The 24,123-nt window shown below is 72.8% G+C and carries 27 protein-coding genes; 11 read left to right on the top strand and 16 right to left on the bottom strand.

The window, feature by feature from the left end:
• Positions 1-59: 59 nt before the first annotated feature.
• The 3 genes from LY625_RS00240 to ahpC form a co-directional block, all read right to left on the bottom strand.
• Positions 60-965, bottom strand: coding sequence for a LysR substrate-binding domain-containing protein (locus LY625_RS00240; RefSeq protein WP_233737002.1), 906 nt, complete (start codon positions 963-965; stop codon positions 60-62).
• Positions 962-2,542: an alkyl hydroperoxide reductase subunit F gene (ahpF, locus tag LY625_RS00235; RefSeq protein ID WP_233737001.1), complete on the bottom strand. Its 1,581-nt coding sequence runs from the start codon at positions 2,540-2,542 to the stop codon at positions 962-964. Before ahpF ends, LY625_RS00240 begins: the two co-directional genes overlap by 4 nt.
• Before the next feature lie 255 nt (positions 2,543-2,797).
• Complete coding sequence (gene ahpC, locus LY625_RS00230) at positions 2,798-3,361, bottom strand: alkyl hydroperoxide reductase subunit C (protein ID WP_233737000.1); 564 nt, start codon at positions 3,359-3,361, stop codon at positions 2,798-2,800.
• Positions 3,362-3,618: 257 nt separating this feature from the next.
• Between ahpC and prmC the strand changes: the two genes are divergently transcribed.
• Positions 3,619-4,446, top strand: coding sequence for a peptide chain release factor N(5)-glutamine methyltransferase (gene prmC, locus LY625_RS00225; RefSeq protein WP_233736999.1), 828 nt, complete (start codon positions 3,619-3,621; stop codon positions 4,444-4,446).
• Between the two features lie 44 nt (positions 4,447-4,490).
• Positions 4,491-5,438, top strand: a complete 948-nt coding sequence (pip, locus tag LY625_RS00220) for a prolyl aminopeptidase (protein WP_233736998.1) — start codon at positions 4,491-4,493, stop codon at positions 5,436-5,438.
• Between the two features lie 2 nt (positions 5,439-5,440).
• Here pip and LY625_RS00215 read toward each other — a convergent pair whose 3' ends face one another.
• The 3 genes from LY625_RS00215 to LY625_RS00205 all read right to left on the bottom strand — a co-directional run bounded on the left by LY625_RS00215 (position 5,441) and on the right by LY625_RS00205 (position 7,616).
• Positions 5,441-5,938 carry an NUDIX hydrolase gene (locus tag LY625_RS00215; RefSeq protein ID WP_233737539.1) on the bottom strand — a complete coding sequence of 166 codons (498 nt, stop codon included), beginning with the start codon at positions 5,936-5,938 and terminating at the stop codon, positions 5,441-5,443.
• Between the two features lie 131 nt (positions 5,939-6,069).
• A complete protein-coding gene (locus LY625_RS00210) occupies positions 6,070-7,011 on the bottom strand; it encodes a 5'-3' exonuclease H3TH domain-containing protein (RefSeq protein ID WP_233736997.1) in 942 nt (313 codons plus the stop codon).
• A complete protein-coding gene (locus LY625_RS00205) occupies positions 6,999-7,616 on the bottom strand; it encodes a nitroreductase (RefSeq protein WP_233736996.1) in 618 nt (205 codons plus the stop codon). The genes LY625_RS00210 and LY625_RS00205 overlap by 13 nt, the downstream gene beginning before the upstream one ends.
• Before the next feature lie 130 nt (positions 7,617-7,746).
• Here LY625_RS00205 and LY625_RS00200 point away from each other — a divergent pair, with 130 nt between their 5' ends.
• Positions 7,747-10,107, top strand: a complete 2,361-nt coding sequence (locus LY625_RS00200) for a DUF1631 family protein (RefSeq protein ID WP_233736995.1) — start codon at positions 7,747-7,749, stop codon at positions 10,105-10,107.
• 24 nt (positions 10,108-10,131) lie between these two features.
• Here the strand turns inward: LY625_RS00200 and LY625_RS00195 are convergent, their stop codons facing one another.
• The 4 genes from LY625_RS00195 to LY625_RS00180 all read right to left on the bottom strand — a co-directional run bounded on the left by LY625_RS00195 (position 10,132) and on the right by LY625_RS00180 (position 12,074).
• A complete protein-coding gene (locus LY625_RS00195) occupies positions 10,132-10,551 on the bottom strand; it encodes a DUF3106 domain-containing protein (protein WP_233736994.1) in 420 nt (139 codons plus the stop codon).
• A gap of 3 nt (positions 10,552-10,554) precedes the next feature.
• Positions 10,555-10,959 carry a hypothetical protein gene (locus LY625_RS00190; protein WP_233736993.1) on the bottom strand — a complete coding sequence of 135 codons (405 nt, stop codon included), beginning with the start codon at positions 10,957-10,959 and terminating at the stop codon, positions 10,555-10,557.
• Positions 10,956-11,537, bottom strand: a complete 582-nt coding sequence (locus tag LY625_RS00185) for an RNA polymerase sigma factor (RefSeq protein ID WP_233736992.1) — start codon at positions 11,535-11,537, stop codon at positions 10,956-10,958. Before LY625_RS00185 ends, LY625_RS00190 begins: the two co-directional genes overlap by 4 nt.
• A 117-nt stretch (positions 11,538-11,654) precedes the next feature.
• Entirely contained in the window at positions 11,655-12,074 is a 420-nt protein-coding gene (locus LY625_RS00180) for a hypothetical protein (protein WP_233736991.1), read from the bottom strand.
• Positions 12,075-12,183: 109 nt separating this feature from the next.
• Between LY625_RS00180 and sufT the strand changes: the two genes are divergently transcribed.
• Together sufT and LY625_RS00170 are read left to right on the top strand one after the other, a co-directional pair.
• The gene (sufT, locus tag LY625_RS00175) at positions 12,184-12,741 is read left to right on the top strand and encodes a putative Fe-S cluster assembly protein SufT (protein ID WP_233737538.1); all 558 of its coding nucleotides are present in this window, start codon (positions 12,184-12,186) and stop codon (positions 12,739-12,741) included.
• Between the two features lie 3 nt (positions 12,742-12,744).
• Positions 12,745-13,050 (top strand): hypothetical protein, encoded by a 306-nt coding sequence (locus tag LY625_RS00170; RefSeq protein WP_233736990.1) that lies wholly within the window; start codon positions 12,745-12,747, stop codon positions 13,048-13,050.
• Between the two features lie 3 nt (positions 13,051-13,053).
• Here the strand turns inward: LY625_RS00170 and LY625_RS00165 are convergent, their stop codons facing one another.
• The 3 genes from LY625_RS00165 to wrbA are packed head-to-tail and all read right to left on the bottom strand — an operon-like array spanning position 13,054 to position 14,531.
• Positions 13,054-13,539: an asparaginase domain-containing protein gene (locus LY625_RS00165; RefSeq protein WP_233736989.1), complete on the bottom strand. Its 486-nt coding sequence runs from the start codon at positions 13,537-13,539 to the stop codon at positions 13,054-13,056.
• 51 nt (positions 13,540-13,590) lie between these two features.
• Positions 13,591-13,944, bottom strand: coding sequence for a DUF2069 domain-containing protein (locus LY625_RS00160; RefSeq protein WP_233736988.1), 354 nt, complete (start codon positions 13,942-13,944; stop codon positions 13,591-13,593).
• Positions 13,941-14,531 (bottom strand): NAD(P)H:quinone oxidoreductase, encoded by a 591-nt coding sequence (wrbA, locus tag LY625_RS00155; protein WP_233736987.1) that lies wholly within the window; start codon positions 14,529-14,531, stop codon positions 13,941-13,943. Before wrbA ends, LY625_RS00160 begins: the two co-directional genes overlap by 4 nt.
• A 93-nt stretch (positions 14,532-14,624) precedes the next feature.
• Between wrbA and LY625_RS00150 the strand changes: the two genes are divergently transcribed.
• Genes LY625_RS00150 through yccX form a run of 3 tightly spaced genes read left to right on the top strand, consistent with a single transcriptional unit; the run spans position 14,625 to position 16,763 of the window.
• Positions 14,625-15,887 (top strand): YihY family inner membrane protein, encoded by a 1,263-nt coding sequence (locus tag LY625_RS00150; RefSeq protein WP_233736986.1) that lies wholly within the window; start codon positions 14,625-14,627, stop codon positions 15,885-15,887.
• The gene (locus tag LY625_RS00145; RefSeq protein ID WP_233736985.1) at positions 15,874-16,494 is read left to right on the top strand and encodes a TlpA disulfide reductase family protein; all 621 of its coding nucleotides are present in this window, start codon (positions 15,874-15,876) and stop codon (positions 16,492-16,494) included. The genes LY625_RS00150 and LY625_RS00145 overlap by 14 nt, the downstream gene beginning before the upstream one ends.
• A complete protein-coding gene (gene yccX, locus LY625_RS00140) occupies positions 16,491-16,763 on the top strand; it encodes an acylphosphatase (RefSeq protein ID WP_233736984.1) in 273 nt (90 codons plus the stop codon). The genes LY625_RS00145 and yccX overlap by 4 nt, the downstream gene beginning before the upstream one ends.
• Here the strand turns inward: yccX and LY625_RS00135 are convergent.
• From LY625_RS00135 to hemA, 3 genes are read right to left on the bottom strand one after another with little or no spacing between them, the layout of a single operon-like run.
• The gene (locus tag LY625_RS00135) at positions 16,743-18,461 is read right to left on the bottom strand and encodes a tetratricopeptide repeat protein (RefSeq protein WP_343223435.1); all 1,719 of its coding nucleotides are present in this window, start codon (positions 18,459-18,461) and stop codon (positions 16,743-16,745) included. The two genes, yccX and LY625_RS00135, sit on opposite strands and share 21 nt — an antisense overlap.
• Before the next feature lie 6 nt (positions 18,462-18,467).
• Positions 18,468-19,553 carry a peptide chain release factor 1 gene (gene prfA, locus LY625_RS00130; protein ID WP_233736983.1) on the bottom strand — a complete coding sequence of 362 codons (1,086 nt, stop codon included), beginning with the start codon at positions 19,551-19,553 and terminating at the stop codon, positions 18,468-18,470.
• Positions 19,550-20,812, bottom strand: a complete 1,263-nt coding sequence (gene hemA, locus LY625_RS00125) for a glutamyl-tRNA reductase (RefSeq protein ID WP_233736982.1) — start codon at positions 20,810-20,812, stop codon at positions 19,550-19,552. The genes prfA and hemA overlap by 4 nt, the downstream gene beginning before the upstream one ends.
• 51 nt (positions 20,813-20,863) lie before the next feature.
• Between hemA and LY625_RS00120 the strand changes: the two genes are divergently transcribed.
• Genes LY625_RS00120 through ispE form a run of 3 tightly spaced genes read left to right on the top strand, consistent with a single transcriptional unit; the run spans position 20,864 to position 24,119 of the window.
• Entirely contained in the window at positions 20,864-22,591 is a 1,728-nt protein-coding gene (locus LY625_RS00120) for a tetratricopeptide repeat protein (RefSeq protein WP_233736981.1), read from the top strand.
• Complete coding sequence (lolB, locus tag LY625_RS00115) at positions 22,588-23,226, top strand: lipoprotein insertase outer membrane protein LolB (protein ID WP_233736980.1); 639 nt, start codon at positions 22,588-22,590, stop codon at positions 23,224-23,226. The genes LY625_RS00120 and lolB overlap by 4 nt, the downstream gene beginning before the upstream one ends.
• Positions 23,205-24,119: a 4-(cytidine 5'-diphospho)-2-C-methyl-D-erythritol kinase gene (gene ispE, locus LY625_RS00110; protein ID WP_233736979.1), complete on the top strand. Its 915-nt coding sequence runs from the start codon at positions 23,205-23,207 to the stop codon at positions 24,117-24,119. Before lolB ends, ispE begins: the two co-directional genes overlap by 22 nt.
• Positions 24,120-24,123: the final 4 nt, after the last annotated feature.

Below are 24,123 nucleotides of genomic sequence, written 5' to 3'. Positions count from 1 at the left end.
CCAAAGACCACGTAGCCCGCATCCGTAGCCTTGCCCCGGGTGCGCTGCGCTTACCCGGGCTACCGGGGCGGGTGGAGCAGGTGGGAGGGGAGTTTGCGGATTTCGGCGGCGATGGCTTGCAGCAGGCCGTCGATCGCCGAGCTGCGGCGCCAGACCAGGGCCACCCGGCGGAACGGCGGGGTGCCGCTGAACGGCACCAGCCGCAGGTCGGGCGAGGGCGGGACCGGCGGCTGCACCGCGAGTACCGGCAACAGGGTGCTGCCCACCCCGGCGGCGACCATCTGCCGCAGGGTCTCCAGGCTGGTCGCGCGGAAGTCGCGCTCGCCGGCACCGGCCAGACGGCACACGTCCAGTGCCTGCTCGCGCAGGCAGTGGCCTTCCTCCAGCAACAGCAGGCGCTGCTCGTCGAGGTCATCGATGCCCAGCGGACCGCGGCCGGCGAGCGGATGGCCGGCGGGCGTGGCCAGCACGAACGGCTCGTCGAACAGCGGCTCGGCGTGCAGCTGCCCGTCGGCCAGCGGCAGGGCCAGCACCGCGGCGTCCAGGCGGCCGTCGTGCAGGCGCTCCAGCAGCGCGTCGGTCTTGTCCTCCACCAGCAGGAACTCGAGCCGTGGGAAGCGCTGGCGCAGGCCGGGGAGCACGTGCGGCAGCAGGTAGGGACCGAGGGTGGGAAACAGCCCGAGGCGGATGGTACCGGCCTCGGGGTCCTGGCTGCGACGGGCGATGTCGGCCATCTGGTCGACGTCGGCGAGTACCTTGCGTGCGCGTTCGACGATCTCGCGGCCGACCGGGGTCAGCATGACCTTGCGCGGCGCGCGCTCGAACAGCGCCACCCCGAGTTCCTCCTCCAGCTTGCGGACCTGCGTCGACAGCGTGGGCTGGCTGACGAAGCTGGCCTCGGCCGCCCGGCCGAAGTGGCGATGCTCGGCCAGGGCGACCAGGTAGCGGAGGTCGCGCAGGTTCACGCGGCTTGTGCGGCGGCCGGGGCGGAGGTGCGGATCAGGTGGTCGAAGGCGCCCAGCGCGGCGGTCGAGCCGGCGCCCATGGCGATCACGATCTGCTTGTACGGCACGGTGGTGGCGTCGCCGGCGGCGAGCACGCCCGGGACCGAGGTCTGGCCGCGCTCGTCGATGACGATCTCGCCGCGCGCGCTGAGCTCGACCGGGGAGCCCTTGAGCCACTCGGTGTTGGGCAGCAGGCCGATCTGCACGAAGATGCCGGCCAGCTCGACGGTGTGGGTCTCGCCGGTGCCACGGTCCCTGTAGACCAGGCCGGTGGCCTTCTGGCCGTCGCCCAGCACCTCGGTGGTCTGCGCGTTGAGCAGGATGTCCACGTTGGGCAGGCTGCGCAGCTTGCGCTGCAGGACCTCGTCGGCGCGCATCTGCGTGTCGAACTCGACCAGGGTGACGTGCTCGACGATGCCGGCCAAGTCGATGGCCGCTTCCACGCCGGAGTTGCCGCCGCCGATCACTGCCACGCGCTTGCCCTTGTACAAGGGGCCGTCGCAGTGCGGGCAGTACGCCACGCCCTTGGTGCGGTACTGCTCCTCGCCGGGCACGCCCATCTGGCGCCAGCGGGCGCCGGTGGCCAGGATCACCGACTTCGACTTCAGGCTGGCGCCGTTCTCCAGCTGCACCTCGATGAGGCCGCCCGGCTCGCTCGCCGGGACCAGCTTCGTCGCGCGCTGCAGGTTCATCACGTCCACGTCGTACTCGCGCACGTGCTGTTCCAGCGCGGTCGCCAGCTGCGGGCCTTCGGTGTACTTGACCGAGATGAAGTTCTCGATCGACAGGGTGTCCAGCACCTGGCCGCCGAAGCGCTCGGCCGCCACGCCGGTGCGGATGCCCTTGCGGGCGGCATAGATGGCCGCCGCGGAACCAGCGGGGCCACCGCCCACCACCAGCACGTCGAAGGCGTCCTTGTTCGCGATCTTGCCGGCCTCGCGCTCGGCGGCGCCACTGTCGAGCTTGGCGACCAGCTCCTCGACCGTCATCCGGCCCTGCCCGAACGGCTTGCCGTTGAGGAAGATGGTCGGGACGCTCATCACCTCGCGCGCTTCGACCTCATCCTGGAACAGGGCGCCGTCGATGGCGACATGGCTGATGTTGGAGTTGAGCACGCTCATCGCGTTGAGCGCCTGCACGGTGTCCGGGCAGCTCTGGCACGACAGCGACATGTAGGTCTCGAAGACGAACTCGCCCTCCAGGTCGCGGACCTGGTTGGCCAGCTCCCCGTCGACCTTCACCGGATGGCCGCCGACCTGCAGCAGCGCCAGCACCAGGGATGTGAACTCGTGGCCCATCGGGATGCCGGCGAAACCGACCGACACGTCGGTCCCGGCGCGCACGATGCGGAACGAGGGCCTGCGCGCATCGTCGCCGTCGCGGCGGGTGATCCGCTCGGAGGTGGAGGCGATCTGGTCGAGCAGCGCGTCGAGCTCGCGCGCCTTGTCGCTGTCGTCGAGGGAGGCGACCAGCTCGATGGGCTGGGTCAGCTTCTCCATGTAGGCCGTCAACTGGGCCTTGAGGTTTTCGTCAAGCATCGTGGGGGCTCCAGCAATGGGGGGAGGGAGGGGAGAGGCGAACGCCTGAAGCAGCGGCCTGGCCTTGGGGGAGGGGAGCCGGAGGGGAGGCCGGCGACGCAGGCCGCTGGTTCAGAAGAACGCATCCAGGGAGCGTGTCCGGGAGAGCGCCGGTGGGAAGCGCGTCCGGGGAAGCTGCGGAGGCGGGCGGCGCGTGCCGCCCGCTCCGGGGCCGGCCGGGGCTGGGCCCCGGCTGGCGTACCGCGTACTGCAGGGTCAGATCTTGCCGACCAGGTCCAGCGACGGGGCCAGGGTCTTCTCGCCTTCCTTCCACTTGGCCGGGCAGACCTCGCCCGGATGGGCGGCGACGTACTGGGCGGCCTTGACCTTGCGGACCAGGTCGTTGGCGTCACGGCCGATGCCCTCGGCGGTGACTTCCATCGCCTGGATGGTGCCGTCCGGATCGATCACGAAGGTGCCGCGGTCGGCCAGGCCCGCGTCTTCGCGCATCACCTCGAAGTTGCGGGTGATCGCGCCGGTCGGATCGCCGATCATGGTGTAGCGGATCTTCTTGATCGCCTCGGAGGTGTCGTGCCACGCCTTGTGCGAGAAGTGGGTGTCGGTCGAGACGCTGTAGACCTCCACGCCCATCTTCTGCAGCTCGTCGTACTTGTCGGCCAGGTCTTCCAGCTCGGTCGGGCAGACGAAGGTGAAGTCGGCCGGGTAGAAGAAGAACACCGACCACTTGCCCTTCAGGTCGGCGTCGGAGACTTCGATGAACTTCCCGTCCTTGAAGGCCTGGGCCTTGAACGGCTTGACTTGGGTGTTGATCAGGGACATTCGCGGTTCCTCTTGGAGTGCGGGTGGAGAGAGTGGAACTACTCTAGTCCCGCCTATCGACAAGGACAAATCGATTGATTTGATCAATTCAATAGGCAGGGTCTATCGCAGGCGTGGGTTCTGCAGGTGTCGGTAATGACGCTGCCAGGCCGCCCCCCGGGCGGTCCGGATCACATCGTGGCGGGAAGGCGCGTTATCAAGCCGCGCCCGGAGGGCAAGCGCGTAGCATTGCCGCCAGTCCGCAGCTGCCCGTCCACATGCCGGCCCACGTCGATTCCGCCCTGCGCCACGCCCGCGCCCGCCTTGCCCCCGGGGAGGCCGAGCTGTTGCTCATGCACGTGCTCGGGCGCGGCCACGCCTGGCTCTACGCGCATGGGGACGCGCCGCTCGCCGCAGCCGATGCGGAACGGTTCGACGAGCTGGTGGCACGGCGCGAAGCCGGTGAGCCGGTGGCCTACCTGACCGGCCGTCGGGGGTTCTGGTCGCTGGAGCTGCAGGTGGGGCCGGCCACCCTGATCCCCCGGGCGGAAACCGAACGACTGGTGGAACTGGCGCTGGAACGCCTGCCGCCCGACACCGGGTGCCGGGTGGCCGACCTGGGCACCGGCAGCGGGGCGGTCGCGCTGGCGATCGCCAGTGAGCGGCCACGGGCACGGGTGGTCGCCACCGATGCCAGCAGCGCGGCACTGGAGGTGGCGCGGGCCAACGCCGGTGCACTGGGGCTTGCGAACGTGGAGTTCCGCCACGGCGACTGGTTCGCGCCGCTGGCCGGCGAACGCTTCCACCTGGTCGCCAGCAACCCGCCCTACATCGCCGAGGGCGACCCCCACCTGGCGCGGGGCGACCTGCGCCACGAGCCGCCACGGGCACTCGCCTCCGGTCCCGACGGCCTGGACGACATCCGCGCGATCACCGCCGTCGCGGCCGCGCACCTGGAGCCGGACGGCTGGTTGCTGCTCGAGCACGGACATGACCAGGGCGGGCCGGTGGCGGCGCTGTTGCAGGAGGCGGGCTTCTGCGCGGTCGCCACGCTCGCCGACCTGGAAGGGCGCGCGCGGGTGAGCCTGGGCCGGCGACCGGCCTGAGGCGCGCGGCTACACTCCCGGTTCCCCAGACAACCGGAGGCCGGATGTGCACCCTGTACCCCGAAATCGAGCCCTTTGATGCCGGCACCCTCGCCGTCGACGAGCGCCACACTCTCTATTACGAGCAGTGCGGCAACCCCGACGGCAAGCCGGTGGTGCTGCTGCACGGCGGCCCGGGGGGCGGTTGCAGCAGCAAGATGCGGCGTTTCCACGATCCGTCGAAGTACCGGATCATCCTCTTCGACCAGCGCGGCGCCGGGCGTTCGACGCCGCATGCCGACCTGGTCGACAACACCACCTGGCACCTGGTCGAGGACATCGAGAAGCTGCGGGTGCACCTGGGCGTCGACCGCTGGCAGGTGTTCGGCGGCAGCTGGGGCTCGACCCTGTCGCTGGCCTATGCCCAGCGCCACCCGGGCCGGGTCACCGAGCTGGTGCTGCGCGGGATCTTCATGCTGCGCCGCTGGGAGCTGGAGTGGTTCTACCAGGAAGGCGCCAGCCGGCTGTTCCCGGAAGCCTGGGAGCAGTACGTCGCCGCGATTCCGCCGACCGAGCGCCACGACCTGATCAGTTCCTTCCACCGCCGGCTGACCGGCGACGACGAGGCGGCGCGGCTTGCCGCGGCCCGGGCCTGGAGCGTCTGGGAAGGCGCGACCAGCTTCCTGCACGTGGACGAGGACTTTGCCGCCAGCCACGAGGACCCGCAGTTCGCCCTGGCCTTCGCCCGGATCGAGAACCACTATTTCGTCAACAGCGGCTTCTTCGAGGTCGACCACCAGCTGCTGCGCGATGCCGGCAGGATCGCCGACATCCCCGGCGTGATCGTCCACGGCCGCTATGACGTGGTCTGCCCGGTGCAGAACGCCTGGGACCTGCACAAGGCCTGGCCGAAGGGCGAGTTGGTGATCACCCCCGCATCCGGCCATTCCGCCTTCGAGGCCGAGAACGTCGATGCGCTGGTGGCGGCCACCGACCGCTTCGCCGCCGGCTGATCTCAGCGGACCGGCGTGCCGTCCGGGGCGTGGCTGGCGAGCCACAGCCCGCCCCACAACTTGAGGTCCACCTCGCAACCTTCGGCCATCCTGCGCTGCAGCCACGCCGGCACCTGTTCCAGCGGCACGGTATGGACGGTGATCTCCTCGCCGTCCACGCCGCCGCCGTCGCCGATCTTGCGCAGGCCGGTGGCGCGTACGTAGGCGATGCGTTCGTTGCTCATCCCGGCCGAGGTCGGGCCGGTCAGCAGCACCTCCACGGCGGAGGCGGCCCAGCCGGTCTCCTCGACCAGCTCGCGGTGCGCCGCCGCGGCCAGGGTATCGGCATCGTCCTCGTCGCCCACCAGCCCGGCGGGCAGTTCGATCGCGCGGGACTGCAGCGGCACCCGGAACTGTTCGACCAGCAACAGCTCGCCGGCCGGTGTGAGCGCGATGACGATCACCGCAAGCCCGCGGCCGTTGGTGCGCTCGACGTATTCCCAGCGCCCGCGGCGCAGCATGCGCAGCCAGGGACCTTCGTAGATGAGCTCGGGGGTGCCCGGACCGCCCGCCGCGGGAGCGGCGGCCTCGGGCCGGGTCGCAACCGGCCGGGTTGCCGTGGGATCGATTGCCATGGCGCCGATGGTAGCGCTCAGGCCGCCGGCGCGAACGCCAGCCCGGCGGCTTCGTGCAGCCGCCTGCGGGTCATCGGGCCGAAGCGCACGGCCTCGCACAGCGCCTGCAGCGCGTCGGCATCGCCATTGCCCCGGCGGAAGTGGCCGCCCGCGCCGGGCAGCTGCACGTCGCAGGCGATCGTCGCCAGCTGCCGGTAGAGCAGGGCCTGCTCGCGGTGGCCGCGCAGCCGTGCCGCGCAGGCCGCCGCCCCGCGCAGGCGCAGGAAGGGAATCTCGTCCACCCGCTCCAGCATCGCCTGCAGGCTGCCGAAATGGGCCAGCAGGGCCGCCGCGGTCTTGGCGCCGATGCCCGGCACGCCGGGGATGTTGTCGACCGCATCACCGGTGAGGGCGAGGAAGTCGGCCATCTGGTGCGCCTCCACGCCGTGGCGCCCGGGCACGCCGGCGGCACCCCAGCGCTGCCCGCGGGCGAAGTCCCACTGTTCGTCGTGTTCGCCGAGCAGTTGCGAGAGATCCTTGTCGGCCGAGACCAGCACCGAGCGGAAACCGGCCGCCCGCGACTGCACGCAGGCGCTGCCGATCAGGTCGTCGGCCTCGTACTCCACGTCGGCCAGCACCACCAGCCCCAGCGCCCGGCACAGCGCCCGGCAGTGGGCGAACTGCCGGCGCAGCGCCTCCGGCGCGGCTTCGCGGTTGGCCTTGTAGGCCGGGTACAGGCGGTTGCGGAAGCAGTCGTCGAGCGCCTCGTCGAAGGCCACCGCGATGTGCTGCGGCCGTGCCCGGTCGAGCAGCTCCAGCAGGAACCGGGCGAACCCGTGTACCGCGTTGGCCGGCCAACCGTCGGCGCCCTGCAGGTCCGGCGGCAGGGAGTGCCAGGCCCGGAACACATAGAGGCTGGCGTCGACCAGGTACAGGGTGGCGGACGGGCGCGCGGCTGGCGCGCCGGTCACGGCTGCCATCGGGTCAGCAGGGCCGCGGGGTCGGGACGCTCGCGCTCGGGGATCCCCGCCTTGGGCGTGCCCAGGTGGATGAAGCCGGTGACGTGCTCGTCGGCGCCCAGGCCAAGGATCTCCGCCACGCCGCGGTCGTAGGCTGCCCAGCCGGTCAGCCAGCATCCGCCGAACCCGGCCGCCTGCGCGGCCTGCAGCAGCACCAGGCAGGTGCAGCCGGCGGTCAGCAGCCGCTCCTGTTCGGGGATCTTGGCGTCGGGGCCGAGCCGCGCCACCACGACCACGATCACCGGGGCATGCAGCCAGCGGTCGCGGTCCTTGGCCAGCAGGGCTTCGGGGGTATCGGGGTCGAGCATGCGGTGGCGGTGGGCGACCTTTTCGCCGAACACCCGGCGGGCATCGTCCTGCAGCGTGATGAAGCGGAACGGGACGCGCTTTCCGTGGTCGGGCACGCGCACCGCGCTGGCCAGCAGCCGCAGCAGGGTCGCCGGGTCAGGACCGGGGGCCTGCAGCTGGACCGCGGGCACCGAGCGGCGACGGTCGATCGCCTCGCCCAGCGGCGGCGCGGGACGCCACTGACCGGCAACGGGTGGAACGGTACTATTTTCCGACATCGGTCACAGTTCAGGAGGCAGGGACGTAAGCTGACGTATCTTGCCACTATGCTGACGCTTGCGTCGTCCCGTAGACGCGAGCCCGAGGGTGCAGGCCGTGTCAGTTCCCCCGTCCGGTGTTGTCCCGACCATGCGGCCCGATCCCACCCGTGTGCTGGAGGACATCAAGCGCATTGCCCTGGAACGCCTGGGCGGGCTCCCGGGGCAATTGTATCCGCCGGTCGAGCAGGCGCTGGCGACGGCCGCGGGCAAGGCCGAGGACGCGCGTACCCCGCAGGTGCTGTACCAGAGCCAGGCCGCGCTGTGGGTCCTGCGCCAGCACCATGCCGCGCACCTGATGCGCTACCGCCAGCAGGTCGCCGAAGCCTTCGACCGGTTCCGCGTGGCCCGTGCCCGCGACCGCGACGAGGCGCCGCTGGGGCTGATCGACGAAAGCCAGATCGACATGCACCTGGCCGGCCAGTCGCTGGCCGAGGCGCTGGACAAGCGCCACGGGGTCATCCTGCATTCCATCGACGAGCGCCTGCGGGTGCTCTCGCGGGTGCTGGGCATCGAGCCGCCCGGCAACCCGGTCTCGCCGATGCGGCTGGCGGCGGCGTTCGTGGAGACGCTGTCCGACGAGCAGGTGCCGGAAACCCTGCGCGGCCTGCTGTTCCGCCACTACGAGCACGCGCTGGAGGACGTGCTCGAAGAACTCTACGCCGCGGTGGATGCCCGGCTCGCCCAGGCCGGCTACGGCACCGCGTGGCGCCCGGCCCAGGTGCCGCCGGCACCGGCGCCCCCGCCGCCACCGGAAGGCTGGGCCGCACCGATACCGCACCCCGCGGCCCCGGGCTTGGGTGGCCAGGGTGGTGCCGGAGGCGGCTATCACGGCGCGACAGGCGGCGGCCAAGGTGGCGCGGGTGGCCACGCTGGCGCAGCCGGCGCGGCGGGCCACGGGGTTGCAGCCCAGTCGGGTGCGCCCGGTCCGGGCGGCGGAGTCATGGCCGGCGGGCACTCCGCCGGTGCGCCGGGTGGCCCGGGTGCCGCGACCGGCTGGGGCGGACTGTCCGGCGATGCGCCGAGTTCGGCCGAGCTGGGCGAGCTGCGCCAGTTGCTGCATGCCTGGCGGGAGGGGGAGATCGAGCGTCGGGAGGTGGACGCACGCGATGACACCGGTCCGCAGCGCCAGGCCCGCGAGCTGCGCCTGGAGGAAGTGTTCAGCGTCGCCTCGCTGCTGCAGGCCGAACCCTCCGACATGTTCGCCCGCGCGCTGGCGGGGAACGGGTCCTTGGCCGAGGTGATCCGCGAGCAGCTCAACGACGGGTCCCGGCGGCTCGGCCTGGACCCCGGGCGGGTCCGGCTGAGCCTGCACGAGCAGGACGCGATCGACCTGGTCGCGATGCTCTTCGACTCACTGTTCCGCAGCCAGCAGCTGCAGGACCGCGCCCGGCGGCTGTATGGCCGGCTGGTGCTGCCCTACGTCAAGGTCGCGCTTACCGACCAGCAAATGTTCGTCGAGCCCGAGCACCCGGCGCGGCGGCTGTTCGATGCGATCACCGAGGCGGTGGCCGGCAACCGCGGCGAGACGCCGCAGGAGCGCGAGCTGCTCGACCGCGCCACCGCGGTATCGCAGCGGGTGGTCGCCGAGTACAACGAGGACGTGGCGATCTTCGAGACCGCCCACGCCGAACTCGACGCGCTGCTGCGCCAGCAGCGCCGCCGGGTCCAGCTGCAGGCCGAGCGCGCCGCCAAGGCGACCTACGGCCGCGAGCGGCTGGTCGCCGCGCGCGCCCGCGCCGACGAGGCGGTGGCCCGTCGCCTGGCCGCCCCGCCACTGACCCCGGCGGTCGCCGAGTTCCTGTCCACCACCTGGCGCCACCACCTGATCCAGGTCGCGTTGCGCGACGCGGGCGAGGGTGAAGCCTGGGCCGGGGCGGTGAAGCTGGGCAACGGCCTGGTCGAGGCCGACCGGATCGCCTCCGAGGCGCGCGGTGGCGAGCTTGCCCGCCACCTGCTGTCCATCGAGCCCGCGCTGACCGCCTGCCTGGCGTCTTCGGGCCTGGACTCCTCCGCCGCCGAACACGGCATGGCGATGCTGGTGAAGGGCCTGGTCTATCCGGCCGCCCGGCGCGACCTGCACCCGCCACCGCCGGCCGAGCGCGACGAGGATGCGCAGGAGCGCAGCCTGTGGATCGCCGGCGGCAGCGACACCCTCAGGTTCGACCGCGACGAAGCCGAGCGGATGCGCGAGCTGCCCGCCGACACCTGGTTGCGGGTCACCGACACCCGTGGCGAGGCGGTGGACGCGAAGATCGCCTGGATCAGCCCGCTGACCTCGCGCCGGCTGCTGGTCAACCGGCGCGGCATGCGGGTGCTGGTGGCCTCGCCGGAGGAGCTCGCCTCGCTGGTCGCCGCGGGGCGGCTGCAACTGGGGGTTGAGCCCACCCCGTTCGAGCAGGCGATGCAACACGTGCGGCGACAGCTCGACGAGGCCGGCGGCCGGGCCTGAGCCCCCGCCCGGCCGCCCTCCTTGTCAGTCGCCGCGGGCGGGCGCCGGGTGGGCCTGCACCCACTTGCGGCGCTGGTCGGCGTCCATCTGCTTCCATTCACGCTTCAGTTCGCCGCGCGCCTCGGGCGTCAACGTGCGCATGTGCGAGTAGAACGCACGCGCCTCCTCGCGCTGCTCGGGGTTCATGTGCTTCCAGCGGTCCATGCCGCGGTGGGCATTGCGGCGCTGCTCCGGGCTGAGCTGCCGCCAGCGCTCGGCGCGCTCGAGCATCTCCGCGCGGGCGCCGGGGTCGCTGTCCCAGCGCTCGCGCATGGGAGCGACCAGCGTCGCGCGCTGGGCCGGCTCGAGCTTCTCCCACTCCGGCAGTTGCGGGTCGGCGGCCGCGGCGGGCGCGGCCCAGGCCAGGGACAGCAGGAGGGTGGCGGCGGTGATGCGGATCTTCATCGGTCAGTACTCCAGTGCGGGCAGGGCGTCGTCGTTGGCGGCCAGCCAGAGATAGAAATCGGGGTTGTTGTCGAGTGACTCGAGCATCAGCGCGAGCTCGGGATCGCTGCTTGCCAGCGATGTGGCCACGGGTGTGGCGGGGGCCTGTACGAGCCGGGTCTCCGTGGCCGGCTGCGGCGGCCGTTCCAGGCCGAGGGTGGCGACCACCGCCAGCGCCAGCGCCGCGGCCATGCCGGCGGGCCACCAGCGCTGCATCCGCAGCGCGCCCGGGGGGGCGGACAGCGCATCGCGGCGGGCGGCGCGCAGCCGCGCGTGGGTCGAGGCCGGGAGCTGCTCCAGTGACTGGCGGTACAGCTCGCGGGCACGGCCGTCGAAGGCACCCGGATCGGGGCAGTCGATGGTGTTCATTTCCAGTCCTCCAGTTGCCGCTGCAGGGCACCGCGGGCGCGCGAGAGGTGGGTTTTCACCGAACCCTCGCTGCAACCCATGGCGCGGGCCGTGTCGGCCACGTCCAGTTCCTCGAGTACCCGCAGGGTGAACGCCTCGCGCTGGCGTCGCGGCAGCTCCGCCACCGCCGAGGCGAGGCGGGCATAGGCTTCCCGACCCTCATGGGCACGTGACGGGTCCGGCCCGTCGTCGGCCCATTCCGGCATCGAGCCGTCCTCGTGCGGGGCGGCCGGGGACATCCAGCGCAGGCGGAAACCGCGACGTCGCTGGATGTCGACGATGCGGCTGCGCAGGATCCGCCAGAACAGCGGTGTCCATTCCGCCGCGGGGCGGTCCTGGTAGCGCAGCACGCGGATCATGGCGTCCTGCACCGCGTCCATCGCATCCTCGCGGTGGCGCAGTCCGAGTTCGGCGAAACGGAAGGCGCGGGCACCGACATCGGCGAGGAAGGCCTCCATCGAGGCAGGCTCGCGGCCAGGGCCGGAGTCCGGGGCGTCGGTCGTGGGCTTGCGGAGGCGTTCGTCGGCATCGCTGGTCACGGGGCGAGCATATCGGGAGGGCGTGACCGCCGGGAGGACGACCGCGCACAGCAGGGCTGCAGCATGGGGAACGCGCCCGGGCGCGTCCGGTTGACACGCCGCCCCCGCAGGCCCGGCCTAGCGCGATGCGAGTCCCGCGACCACCAGGGCAAGCACCACCATGGCCAGCTCCGGCACGCCGTTGGCCAGCTGCGCCAGGGTCCATGCGTGGTGGGCGCCCAGCTTGAGGGCCGACTGCAGCGGGGTGAGCCCCAGCATGCGTCCGAGTTGCCCGGCGATCACCAGCCAGTTGCTGGCGACGATCAGCGCCGCGGTGCCGGCGACCGCCACCAGCATGCGGCCGCGACCGCGCGGCCAGCGCCCCAGGCGCAGCATCAGCACCACGTCCAGCGCGCCCGCCACCGCCATCCAGCCGTGCTGCCGCCCGGTTGCCAGCGACAGCGTGCTCCACAGCGCGATGAAGCCGGCCACGCCGAGCAGCAGCAGGAACAGGGACAGCTGCGTCGGGCGTGTGCCGCGGGGGCGGGAGGGTGGCATGCGGGACTGACCGGAAGGCAAGCGCCACAGCATAGCGGGCACGTCGTGGCAGGCATATTGGACTAGAATGGTCCGACTTGAATTCCGCCTCCCCCGCGATCCGCGAATGATGTATTCCCGCAGCAGTGAACCGGTCCGCTTCGAGCGCGACTGCCCCGCCGTCCTGGTCCCACAGGGCGACCACGTCACCCTTCCGGTCGGCAGCGCCGGCTACATCACCCAGGCGCTGGGCGGCAGCTACACGGTGTTCGTCGACGGCAACCTGTTCCGCATCGCCGGGCAGGACGCGGACGCCATCGGCAAGGAGCCGGTGCCGCCGCTTGAACTGCCGGAAGGGGCCTCGGTCGAGGACGTGGAGCGGATGATGTGGAGCCAGCTGCGGACCTGTTTCGACCCGGAGATCCCGATCAACGTGGTCGACCTGGGCCTGGTCTACGAGGCGACCCTGGACGCGCACCCGGAGAAGGACGGCGAGTACCTGGCCAGCGTCCGCATGACCCTGACCGCGCCCGGTTGCGGGATGGGGGACATCCTCGTCGCGGACGTGCGCGATGCCCTGGAGCTGATCCCGACCCTCGCCGAGGCCGACGTGGAGCTGGTGTTCGACCCGCCCTGGACCCAGCACATGATGTCCGAGGCGGCCCGGCTCGAAACCGGGATGTTCTGAGCCGTGGCGGCCGGCGGCCAGCAGCGTTTCATCATCCGCTTCGCTGACCGCGACCGCCCCGCGGCCGGCAGCCCCGAACTGCGGCAGCGCCTGCAGGCGATTGCCGCGCAGGCCGGGTTCGACGGGCTGGACTGGCAGCGCCGGCTCGCCGTCGGCGCCGACCTGGTGGCGACGCCGGCGCCGCTGGACGCCGCCGGGGCGGGGCGCCTGCTGCAGGCCATGAACGGGCGGCCCGACGTCGACTACGCCGAGACCGATTCACTGGCGACCGTCGCGTCGGGCGGACCGGTGCCGCCGCCGGCGGAATAGGCCTCAGGCCGCCTCGAAGCGGTTCGCGGCGACGTTCTTGCGCACGTGGCGCGGATCCCAGATCCGCCCGTTCATCGCGATGTACACGCCCGGCGCCAGCGCCTGCACCGCGCCCACCGCGGTCCCGATGTTGAACTCCGCGTCCGAGCCATGGAAGCGCGCCGGGTTCAGCGCGCCGGTCAGGACGATGGTCTTGCCGGGGACCGCTTCGAGCACCTTCGCCGTGGCCACCATCGAGTCGGTGCCATGGGTGACCAGCACGTGCCGGGCATCCTGGGCGGTGATGGTGTCGCGGATCAGCTCGCGGTCGGCATCGGTCAGGTGCAGCGAGTCCTTGCGCAGGATCGGAATCACCCGGTAGCCGAACGCCACGCCCAGCTCATCGAGGATCCGGCCGATCTGCGGCTCGCCGATCTGGAAGTCCGACTTGTCATCGAAGTAGATCTTGTCGATGGTGCCGCCGGTGGTGACGATGCAGAGCTGGTCCATTGCAGGCCGGTGATGCTTGGGGAACGCGGATTATAGGCGCCGGGCGCCGGTTCACGGCTTGCGGCGCCGCCCGCGCGCGGCCTTCAGCCCCGGCAGGCAGGCGGCGAACAGCACCACCAGCGCCAGTGCGGTCTCGCCCAGCGCCAGCCAGCGCTCCGGCGGGCGGGTCATGGCCACCATGATGCCGTGGCTGAACCAGCCCAGCGACAGCGTCGCCGCCCAGATCGCCAGCTTGCGCCGGCCGATCCACAGACCGGTCGCAAGCCACAGCGGCGGAAGCGCGAAGACCGCCGCGGCGACCAGCTCGCGCGCCGGGACGAACCACGCCAGGTACAGCACCACCAGCACGCCCAGCGTGGCGATCAGGGTGGGCTCGCCGGCCGGGCGGGTGCGCGTCCCGCTCATGCCAGCCGCTCCGCGGTCGCGGCGACCCGGCGGCCGAGCGCGCGCGCCAGGCGGGCTTCCTCGTCGGTGGTCCGCGGGTCGTCTTCCGGCCCGCTCACATGGCTGGCGCCGTAGGGCGTGCCGCCGCTGCGGGTGGTCGACAGCAAGGGCTCGGTGAAGGGGATGCCCATCACCAGGCAGCCGTGGTGCAACAGGGGCAGCATCATCGTCAGCAGGGTCGACTCCTGGCCGCCGTGCATGCTTGCCGTCGAGGTGAACACCGCCGCCGGCTTGCCGACCAGGGTGCCGCTGGCCCATTCCGCGCCCAGGCCGTCGAGCCAGTGCTTGAGCGGGGCGGCCATGTTGCCGAACCGGGTCGGGCTGCCCAGCAGCAGGCCGGCGCACTCCTCCAGGTCCGCGCGCTCCACGTACGGCGCCCCGTCCTCCGGCACCGGCGGTTCGGCCACCCGGGTCACCGCGGCCACCGGCGGCACGGTGCGTACCCGGGCCTGCATTCCGTCGACCTCGCCCACCCCGCGGGCGACCTGCCGGGCCAGTCGGGCGACCGAACCGCCACGGCTGTAATAGAGCACCAGGATTTCGGGCATCGCGTCGTGGTCCAGGCCAACAGGGCGCACAAGGATAGAGCAGCCGCGGCGGGCTGCCGCGCCCGCCACCGCGCTTCGGGTACGCTGCCGCCGATGGAGCTGCGGCGGATCATCCACGACTGGGCGGGGCGCGCGCGCGACCGGGCGCGCATGCGCAGCTTCGGCCGCTTCCTGCTGCACCGCGTGCTGGAGGACAACGTCTTCCAGGCCGCCGGCGCGCTGGCCTACACCACGGTGTTCGCCCTGGTGCCGCTGTCGATGGTGGTGTTCGGGGTGCTCTCGGGTTTCCCGGTGTTCGCCGAGTGGAGCGAGCGGCTCAGCGACTACATCTTCTCCAACTTCGTGCCTTCGGCCGCGCGCTCGATGGAAGGCTGGCTGCTGCAGCTTTCGGGCAATGTCGGCCAGCTGACCGCCGCCGGCACGGTGGCCCTGGTGATTTCGCTGCTGATCACCCTCAACGGGGTGGAGGCGACCTTCAACCGGATCTGGCGGGTGCCCTCGGCGCGCCCGCGGCTGATCCGCTTCCTGGTCTACTGGACGGTGCTGACCCTGGGCGCGTTGCTGGGTGCGGCCAGCCTGGCGATGTCGGCGCGGTTCTTCGCGCTGTCGGTGTTCGACACCAGTGCCGGGGTGCTGCTCGAGCAGCAACTGCTGCGCCTGGCACCGATGGCGCTGGAGCTGCTGGTGTTCATCGCGGTCTACAAGGTCGTCCCGCACCGCACCGTGCAGTTGCGCCACGCGGTGGCCGGGGCGCTGCTGGCCACGGTGCTGTTCGAACTGGTGCGCTGGGGCATCGGCGCCTACCTGGGGCTGTTCACCGGCTATGCGCGCATCTACGGGACCCTGGCGTTCGTGCCGGTGTTCCTGCTGTGGGTGTTCCTGGGCTGGGTGGCGGTGCTGCTGGGCGCCTCGGTGGCGTCGGCGATCGCCGCCTTCCGCTACCAGCCGGTGTCGTTGCGGATCCCGGAGGGCTACGAGCTCTACGGCCTGCTGCGGCTGCTGGGACGCTTCGCGCAGGCGCGCGGGAAGGGGCACGGCCTGCACACCGACGAGATCGTGGAACTGGAGCCGATCCTCACCGACAGCCTGGTGCAGGAGATGCTCGGCCAGCTGGAATCGATCCGCGTGGTGGTCCGCGCCGAGGGCGGTGAATGGGTCCTGGCACGCGACCTTGATACGCTCAGCCTCGCCGAGCTGTATGAGAGCGGCGCGCTGCGGATCCCGGTCGCCGAGGCGCACCTGCCGCGCCAGGACGACGCACTGGGCCGCTCCGCCCGCGATGCCCTGGACGAGCTGCGGGTCCCGTTGCGCGAGCTGCTCAAGCGCCGGGTGTCGAGCATCCATGCCGAGGAGTAAGGACATCGTGCGAATCACTGCTGCCGCCCTGCTGGCCGTGCTGGCCCTCTCCGCCTGCCAGCGCGGCGGGCCGGAGGCCACGGGCAACAACCAGGCCGGGGCCGGGGCGGCACCGGCGCCGGACGTGGCGGCGCCGGCCACGCCATCAACGGCGAAGGTCCCCTCCCTGCAACTGACCACGCTGGATGGCGCCGCCTACGACCTGGCCGCGCACCGCGGCAAGTGGGTGGTGGTGAACTACTGGGCGACCTGGTGCGCCCCGTGCCTGGAGGAGATGCCCGAGCTGTCCGCGCTGGCGAGCCTGCGCAGCCATGTCGAGGTGCTCGGCCTGGCCTATGAGGACATCGAGCCCGGCGTGATGCGCGAGTTCCTCGACCGCCATCCGGTCACCTATCCGGTGGCGATCATCGACACCCTCGATCCGCCCGCCGACTTTCCCGCCCCGCCGGGGCTGCCGATGACCTGGCTGATCGCACCCGACGGGACCCGTGCCGGGGAGTTCCTCGGGCCGGTCACCGCGGCCTCCCTGGAGCAGGCGATCGCCGCGGCCGGCGGTCCCGCGCCGGGCGAGGCGGTGGCTCCGCCGGCCGACGGGGACGGAGCATGAGCAGCGCCGCCCGCTTCATCATCGAGGGCCGCGTGCAGGGCGTGTCCTTCCGTGCCGGCACCCGTGAACAGGCCGCACGGCTGGGACTGCGCGGCTTTGCCCGGAACCTTCCAGGTGGCGGCGTGGAAGTGCTGGCGGCCGGGGAGCCGGAGGCGATCGATGCGCTGGCCGCCTGGCTGCGGCGTGGTCCGCGGCAGGCGCGGGTGGACGCCCTGGAACGGACGGATGCCGCCCCGGCCGAGGCGGGATCAGGCTTCCAGGTGCGCTGAACCGGCGGGGTACTGCGGCCGCGCCATGAGCGCCGCCGCGGCGACGAAGTCGGCCGCGAACCCGTCCATGTCGAACAGCCCGCTGTCGCGTCGCTGCCGGACCAGCCGTGCACGCAGGTCCGCCAGCGCGGCCCGGTCGTTGCCCAGGGTAATGGCCCGCTCCACGAAGGCGTCGTCGTCGCCGGCATTCATCTCCGGCATCCCGAGGTGGTGGTTGAGGCTGCCCGCCACCCGGGAGGCGAATGTCCCGCCCGGGCAGGTCAGTACCGGGCACCCGGCCCACAACGCGTCCGAAGCGGTGGTGTGGGCGTTGTAGGGGTGGGTGTCGAGGAACAGGTCGGCCAGCTGCAGCCGGGCCAGGTACGCGGCGTGCGGCTGCTTGTCCATGAACACCAGCCGGGCCGGGTCGAGGCCGCGGGACCGGGCCTGTTCGCGCAGTCGGCGATCGGCCCCGCCCGGGCCTGAAAGCAGCCACAGCACGCTGCCCGGCACCCCCGCCAGCACCCGGAACGCGCGGTCCATGCTGCGCGGGTTGAGCTTGTAGCTGTTGTTGAAGCAACACAGCACCACCGCGTCGGCGGGCAGGCCACAGGTGTCGCGCGGTGGCGCGGGCGGCAGCCCGCGGGTGGTGTCGGACGGCTGGAAGCAGCGCGGCAGCCGCAGCACCTTCTCGCTGAAGTGTGCAGCCAGCGACGCGGGCAGCACGAAGCTGTCGGCGAGCACGTAATCGATCCACGGCGCGCCCGAGGTGCCCGGATAGGCAAGCCAGTTCACCTGCACCGGGGCCGGCCGCGAGGCCAGCACCCGCGGCCGGCCGCCGCCACCCCAGCCGCGCAGGTCGAACAGCACGTCGATTCCCGCCTGGTGGATCGTGCCGGCGACCTGTGCATCATCCCGGCCGGCGAGCGCGTGCAGCCTCGCCGCCTCCCCGAGCCGCTGCCTGACCCGGCTGCCGTCGTCCGGATCGAGCGCGAACAGGTGCAGTCCGGCCGCGGCCGATGCGGCGATCGCCTCCATCATCGCGACCACCAGCAGCCCGGTGGGGTGGGCGCCGAAGCCATTGGACAGGAAGCCCAGGCGCAATGGCCGGTCGGCGGGCCGCGCCGGCGCCGGCGGCAGCGGCCGGACCGAGGCGGCGACCGGCGCGGCCCAGCGCCGGGCACATTGCAACTGCTCGGCGGCGCTTGCGTCCTCGGCCAGGAAGGCGAACGGCTCCACGGCGGCGTGGCCGCTGCGCACCGCGGCCCGCACCTGTGCGCCCAGGGCGTCCAGGTCCCGCCAGTCGCACAGCCGCCGCCGCCAGGCGAGCAGGTGCGCGGCGATCTGCGGCTCGCCGGGCGCCAGCGCATGGGCGCGTGCATAGGCGAGCGCGGCCTCCTCCGGCGCGCCGGCGTCTTCCAGCGCATGGCCCAGCCACAGCGCGATCCCGGGATGCCCGGGCGCGGCCGCGGCGGCCGCGCGCAGGCTTGCCGCCGCCTCGCCATGGCGGCCCAGCATCCACTGCGCGCGGCCCAGCCGGGCCAGCGCCTCGGGATGGCCCGGGGCAAGGGCCAGGGCGCGATGGCAGGCGGCCTCGCCGGCGCGGGGATCGCCGGCGTCCAGTTCGGCCTCGGCCAGCATGATCCACGCGCCGGGGTGCCCGGGGTGCCGGCGGACCACCTCACGTGCCTGCGGGCGTGGGTCGCCGCTGGTGGCCACGCCGGTTCAGTCCTCCCCGGTCAGCCGGGCCAGCTCGTCGGCCTGGTGCTCGGACTGCAAGCGTTCCAGAAGCGCATCCAGGTCGCCCTCGAGCACGTTCGGCAGGTCGTACAGGGTCAGGCCGTCCACCCGGTGGTCGGTGATCCGTCCCTGTGGATAGTTGTAGGTGCGGATGCGCTGGCTGCGGTCACCGGTGCCGACCTGCAGCTTGCGGTCGGCGGCGATTGCGGCCGCGGCCTTGCTCGCCTGCTGCTCGGCGAGGGTCGCGGCCAGCCGCTTCATCGCCTTGTCGCGGTTGGCGTGCTGGCTGCGCTCGGTCTGGTTCTCGACCACGATGCCGGTCGGCAGGTGGGTGATGCGGATCGCCGAGTCGGTCTTGTTGACGTGCTGGCCGCCGGCACCGGAGGAGCGGAAGGTGTCGATCCGCAGGTCGGCGGGGTTGAGTTCGACCGGCTCGCCTTCCGGTTCCACGGCGATGATCGCCACGGTCGCCGCCGAGGTGTGGATCCGGCCCTGGGACTCGGTCTCGGGCACGCGCTGGACGCGGTGGGTGCCGGACTCGAACTTCAGCCGGGAGTACGCGCCCCGACCCTCGATCCGGGCGATGACCTCCTTGAAGCCGCCATGCTCGCCGGGATTGGCCGACTCGACCTCCACCCGCCAGCCCTGGCGCTCGGCATGCCGCGAGTACATGCGGAACAGGTCGCCGGCGAAGATCGCCGCCTCGTCGCCGCCGGTGCCGGCACGCACCTCCAGGTAGAGGTCGCCCTCGTCGCGGGGATCCTTCGGCACCAGGTGGGCGAGCAGCTCGGCATCCAGTGCCTCCAGCCGTGCGCTGGCGGTGACGATCTCCTCCTCGGCCAGCTCGCGCAGCTCCGGGTCGCCGCGCATCGCCTCGGCCGCGGCCAGGTCGGCCCGCGCCGCCGCTTCGTCCGCCAGGGCGTTGGCCAGCGGCTCGAGCTGGGCGAACTCGCGCGAGAACTGGCGGAACTGCCTGGCATCGCCGATCACCCCCGGGTCGGCGAGCAGCCGCTCGAGCTCCTCGCGGCGCTCGGCAAGGGCCTCGAGCTTGTGTCGCAGGTTCGGGTTCATTCCGGGTCGCCCCCGGCCGCGCCGAACAGGCGCCGGGCGGCGCGGGCCAGCTCCCCGTCGCCCGCGGCCGCGGCCTCCCGCAGTGCCAGGGTAGGGGCATGCAGCAGGCGGTTGGTCAGGGTGTGGGCGAGGTAGCCCAGGACCTGTTCCGGATCCTCGCCGGCGGCCAGTCGTGCGCGGGCGCGGGCCAGCGTGTCCTCGCGCGCCGCCTCGCCATGGGCGCGCAACTGGCGCAGCGGGGCGCTGCCCGCCCGTACCGCCAGGCCTTCCATGAAGCGGGCGACCTGCAGCTCGATGATCGCCTCGGCCGCCTCGGCGGCCTCGCGGCGGCTACGGCGGTTGTCCTCCACCGAGCGCTCCAGGTCGTCGACGGTGTACAGGTAGACGTCGCGCAGCGTGCCCGCTGCGGGTGCGATGTCGCGGGGGACGGCGAGGTCCAGTGCCAGCATCGGCCGGTTCCGGCGGCGCGCCAGTGCCTGGGTGAAGTGCCCGGCATGCAGCACCGGCTCGCGGGCGGCGGTGGCCGAGATGACCACGTCCGCCTCGCCCAGGTGCTGGCCCAGTTCGGCCAGCGGCAAGGCGAAGCCGCCATGGCGGCTGGCCAGTTCCTGGGCATGGGCCAGGGTCCGGTTGGCCACCAGCAGGCGCTTCACCCGGGCCTGCACCAGGTGCCGGGCGGCCAGTTCGATGGTCTCTCCCGCGCCGACCAGCAGGACCGTCGAGTCCTCCATCGGCGCGAACGATTCCTGCGCCAGGCGCACCGCGGCCGAGGCGACCGAAACCGGATTGGCGCCGATCGTGGTGTCGGTGCGCGCCCGCTTGGCGGTGGTGAAGGCGTGCTGGAACAGCCGGTCCAGCTGCCCGCCCAGGCTCCCCGCGCCCCGTGCCCCGGCCCAGGCCTGCTTCACCTGCCCGAGGATCTGCGGCTCGCCCAGTACCAGCGAGTCCAGCCCGGTGGCGACCCGGAACAGGTGGCGTGCGGCGTCCGCGTCGGCGTGGCGGTACAGGTAGTCGTGCAGCCCCGTGCCGCCCTCGTCGGCATGGCGGGCCAGCCAGTCCGCCACCGCCTGTCCGCCGTCGCCGGCGACGGCGTAGACCTCGGTGCGGTTGCAGGTCGACAGCACCGCGGCCTCGCGCACCGGACCCAGGCCGCGCAGCTCGTCGAGCGCCCGCGGCAGCGAGTTGGCCGGAAACGACACCCGTTCGCGCAGGCTGACCGGCGCGGTCTGGTGGTTGATGCCGAGGACGAGCAGGTTCATGCGGGGCAACCGGACACGGCCGGCCAGGGTCCTTGCGCTAAGCTGCGCGCGATGAAAGCCGACATTCTAGCGGCCGGTCGGCCGGTCCCGTACTCCACGCGGCGCGCGGTCGCGCGGATGTTCATGCTTTCCACCGTGCTGGGCCTGGCCATGCTGCTGCCGCTGGCGGCCACCGCCGGCCCCCCGCCGGAGCAGGAGGCGGACCCGCTCGCGGGCGCCCTGCAGCCGTTGCTCGAGGCGGAATTCGCCCTCCAGGCCGGGCGCCTGGACGAGGCCGGGCGTGGCTATCTCGAAGCCGCCCGGCTCACCGGCGAGCTCGGCCTGGCCCGCCGCGCCGCGGCGATCGCGCTGCTGGCGCGCGACGACCAGGCGGCCGGCGAGGCATTGGAGCTGTGGCGCGCACACGGCGAGGGTGGGGTCGACCTGACCGCCGCCGAGGCCACCGTCGCCCTGCGCAAGGGCCGGGAACGGGCGGCGCTGAAGCACCTGCAGGCGCTGCTGGACAGTCCCGGGGACGCGGGCTGGCGACGTGCGCTGGGGGTACTGGCCTCGGCCGATCCGGAGCGCTCGGCGGAGGTGCTGTCGCGCCTGGTCCGGCAGGACAGGATCCCTGACACGCTGCAGGCGTGGCTGGCCTTCGGCGGCCTCGCCCAGCGCCTGGAACAGCAGGAACTGGCCGAGCGGATCGTCGCCGGGGTGGTCCGCCGGTTCCCGGATGAGCCGCGGGTCGCCCTGCTGCATGCGAGCCAGTTGCGCCAGGCCGGCGACACCGGGCAGGCGCGCGAGGTCCTGGCCGGCGTCTCGACCGGTGCCGCGTACGACGCCGAGCTGCGCCTGGCGGTGGCGTTCGAGTACGACGCCCTGGGCGATCCGCAGGCGGCCGCGGAGGTCCTGGCCGACGGGCCGCAGGATGAGCGCAGCTATGCCATGCGTGCCTCGCTGCTGGCCCAGGCGGAGGACAAGGAGGCGCTGGCGGCGTTGTACGCCGAACTGCGCGAGGGCGCATCCGAGCCCGACCCGCGCCGGCGCCTGCTGCTTGGCCAGATCGCCGAGTACCTCGAGCACCAGGAAGAGGCGCTGGAGTGGTATCGCGGGGTGCCCGGTGGCCCGCAGCGCTGGGTCGCGCGGCTGCGCAGCACCAGCGTCCTGCACGGCCTGGAGCGCGGCGCGGAGGCAGTGGCGCAACTGCACGGCCTGCAGTCCGAGGCCGACGCACCCGACGAAGTCCGCCGCGACGCCTACCTGATGGAGGCCGCGCTGCACGCGCAGGACGATGACCTGGCGGCCGAATCGGATGCCTACGCCCGGGGCCTGGCGGCCTTTCCGGACGAACTGGAGATCCTCTATGCCCGCGCCCTGGCCTGGGAGCGTCGCGACGACATCGCCCGGGCCGAGGCCGACCTGCGGCGGATCCTGGTGATCGAGCCGGAGTCGGTGGCCGCGCTCAACGCACTGGGCTACACCCTCACCGACCGCACCGACCGCCACCAGGAGGCGCTGGAGCTGATCAACCGCGCCCGCGCCGCCGAACCCGACAACGCCGCGATCGTCGACAGCTACGGCTGGGTGCTGTACCGGCTGGGCCGCCACCAGGAGGCACTGGCGGAGCTGCGGCGGGCCTACTCGCTGCAGAAGGATGCCGAGATTGCCGCCCATGTCGGCGAGGTGCTGTGGGTGCTCGGCCGGCGTGACGAGGCGCGGCGCTGGTTCGACCAGGCACGCGAGATCGACCCCGACAACCGCTCGCTGCAGCGTGCCCTGGAGAACACCGGCGCATGAGTCCCCGGCATCTTCTGTCCGTCGCGGCGTGTGCCGCCGTGCTGCTGGCCGCCTGCGCCAGCGCCCCGCCGCGACCGGCGGCGGTCGGCGACCCGGCGCTGCGCGCCACCTTCGAACTCGCCCAGCAGCGCCGTGAGCAGGCGTTGCGCGCCGATGGGGACTGGGCACTGGGCGGCCGCATCGCGGTGTCCAATGCCGGCCGCGGCGGCAGTGGCCGCCTCGAGTGGCGGCAGCACGGCGAGGCGTTCGAGGTTTCGGTCAGCGCGCCGGTGACCCGGCAGAGCTGGCATCTGGGTGGAGGAGGCGGCCAGGCGGTGCTGGAAGGCCTGGAAGGTGGATCGCGGCAGGGCCCCGATGCACGGCTGCTGCTGCTGGAGGCGACCGGCTGGGACGTGCCGCTGCACGCGCTGCCGGCCTGGGTGCGCGGCTTGCGCGCCGAAGGCCTGGGCCCGGCCCGGATCGACTACGGTGTCGACGGCCTGCCCCTGTCCATCGAGCAGGACGGCTGGCGGATCGAATACGCCTGGCCGCAGGAGCCGGCGACAGCCCGTTCCCTGCCGGGGCGGGTCGACGCCACCCGGGACCAGGCGCGGGTGAAGCTGGTGGTCGATGAATGGTCGGGCACGGCGGAGTGAGCGGCGCGGGAGGTGGCTGGAGCGACTGGCCGGCGCCGGCGAAGCTGAACCTGTTCCTGCGCATCCCGGGTCGCCGGGCCGACGGCTACCACCTCCTGCAGACGGTGTTCCGGATGCTTGGCTGGGGCGATACGGTGCATCTGCGGGTACGCACGGACGGCCGGATCGAGCGCCTCGGCGAGACCGTCCCGGGCGTGGCGGCGGAGGACGACCTGGTGGTGCGCGCCGCCCGCGCGCTGCAGCAGGCCTCCGGCACCGGGCTGGGGGCCGACCTGCGCGTGGACAAGCGGATCCCGGCCGGCGGCGGCTTCGGCGGCGGGTCATCGGATGCCGCCACCGTGCTGCGCGCGCTGGACGCGCTGTGGGCAACCGGCCTGGGCCCGCAGCGGCTGGCCGCCCTGGGGCTGCAGCTGGGCGCGGACGTGCCGGTGTTCGTGCACGGCGCCAACGCCTGGGCGGAAGGAGTGGGGGAGCGGTTGCGGCCGCTGCGGCTGCCGCCCGCCTGGTACCTGCTTGCCGATCCGGGTGTCCAGGTCCCCACCGCCGTGCTCTTCCAGGCCACTGAATTGACGCGCGATGCGCCGCCCGTGACAATAGCCGACTTCGCTTCGGGCCGGCAGCTCGGGAATGCCTTCGAGCCGGTGCTGCGCGGGCGCGAACCGGCCGTGGAGGCCGCCTTCGCCGCCTTGGCGCGCTTCGGCACGCCCCGTCTGACCGGTACCGGGAGCGGCTGCTTCGTCGAGTTCGCCAGCCGCGCGGACGCCGAAGCGGCGCTGGCGCAGGTGCCGGCCGGGCTGCACGCCTGGCTGGTGGCCGGGGCGCCGCGCTCGCCGCTGCTGGACGTGCTCGAAGCACGAGGTTTCCCGGCCCCTGGCTCCCAGGTGCCGGCCTGACGTC

Origin of the sequence: Lysobacter sp. GX 14042 (assembly GCF_021390425.1) — a bacterium.
Taxonomy (GTDB): Bacteria; Pseudomonadota; Gammaproteobacteria; order Xanthomonadales; family Xanthomonadaceae; genus Novilysobacter.
The sequence above is the reverse complement of the archived record's forward strand: the minus strand, read 5'-3'. Positions and strand labels throughout refer to the sequence as shown.

Coding starts and splice junctions, on each gene's coding strand:
- pip (WP_233736998.1), top strand. CDS start 4,491: ATGTGCACCCTGTACCCCGAAATCGAGCCCTTTGATGCCGGCACCCTC.
- LY625_RS00120 (WP_233736981.1), top strand. CDS start 20,864: ATGAAAGCCGACATTCTAGCGGCCGGTCGGCCGGTCCCGTACTCCACG.
- LY625_RS00145 (WP_233736985.1), top strand. CDS start 15,874: ATGCCGAGGAGTAAGGACATCGTGCGAATCACTGCTGCCGCCCTGCTG.
- LY625_RS00150 (WP_233736986.1), top strand. CDS start 14,625: ATGGAGCTGCGGCGGATCATCCACGACTGGGCGGGGCGCGCGCGCGAC.
- LY625_RS00195 (WP_233736994.1), bottom strand. CDS start 10,551: ATGAAGATCCGCATCACCGCCGCCACCCTCCTGCTGTCCCTGGCCTGG.
- LY625_RS00165 (WP_233736989.1), bottom strand. CDS start 13,539: ATGGACCAGCTCTGCATCGTCACCACCGGCGGCACCATCGACAAGATC.
- ahpF (WP_233737001.1), bottom strand. CDS start 2,542: ATGCTTGACGAAAACCTCAAGGCCCAGTTGACGGCCTACATGGAGAAG.
- lolB (WP_233736980.1), top strand. CDS start 22,588: ATGAGTCCCCGGCATCTTCTGTCCGTCGCGGCGTGTGCCGCCGTGCTG.
- LY625_RS00190 (WP_233736993.1), bottom strand. CDS start 10,959: ATGAACACCATCGACTGCCCCGATCCGGGTGCCTTCGACGGCCGTGCC.
- LY625_RS00210 (WP_233736997.1), bottom strand. CDS start 7,011: ATGGCAGCCGTGACCGGCGCGCCAGCCGCGCGCCCGTCCGCCACCCTG.
- LY625_RS00205 (WP_233736996.1), bottom strand. CDS start 7,616: ATGTCGGAAAATAGTACCGTTCCACCCGTTGCCGGTCAGTGGCGTCCC.
- LY625_RS00200 (WP_233736995.1), top strand. CDS start 7,747: ATGCGGCCCGATCCCACCCGTGTGCTGGAGGACATCAAGCGCATTGCC.
- LY625_RS00160 (WP_233736988.1), bottom strand. CDS start 13,944: ATGAGCGGGACGCGCACCCGCCCGGCCGGCGAGCCCACCCTGATCGCC.
- hemA (WP_233736982.1), bottom strand. CDS start 20,812: ATGAACCTGCTCGTCCTCGGCATCAACCACCAGACCGCGCCGGTCAGC.
- yccX (WP_233736984.1), top strand. CDS start 16,491: ATGAGCAGCGCCGCCCGCTTCATCATCGAGGGCCGCGTGCAGGGCGTG.
- LY625_RS00215 (WP_233737539.1), bottom strand. CDS start 5,938: ATGCTGCGCCGCGGGCGCTGGGAATACGTCGAGCGCACCAACGGCCGC.
- wrbA (WP_233736987.1), bottom strand. CDS start 14,531: ATGCCCGAAATCCTGGTGCTCTATTACAGCCGTGGCGGTTCGGTCGCC.
- ispE (WP_233736979.1), top strand. CDS start 23,205: ATGGTCGGGCACGGCGGAGTGAGCGGCGCGGGAGGTGGCTGGAGCGAC.
- sufT (WP_233737538.1), top strand. CDS start 12,184: ATGTATTCCCGCAGCAGTGAACCGGTCCGCTTCGAGCGCGACTGCCCC.
- ahpC (WP_233737000.1), bottom strand. CDS start 3,361: ATGTCCCTGATCAACACCCAAGTCAAGCCGTTCAAGGCCCAGGCCTTC.
- prmC (WP_233736999.1), top strand. CDS start 3,619: ATGCCGGCCCACGTCGATTCCGCCCTGCGCCACGCCCGCGCCCGCCTT.
- LY625_RS00180 (WP_233736991.1), bottom strand. CDS start 12,074: ATGCCACCCTCCCGCCCCCGCGGCACACGCCCGACGCAGCTGTCCCTG.
- prfA (WP_233736983.1), bottom strand. CDS start 19,553: ATGAACCCGAACCTGCGACACAAGCTCGAGGCCCTTGCCGAGCGCCGC.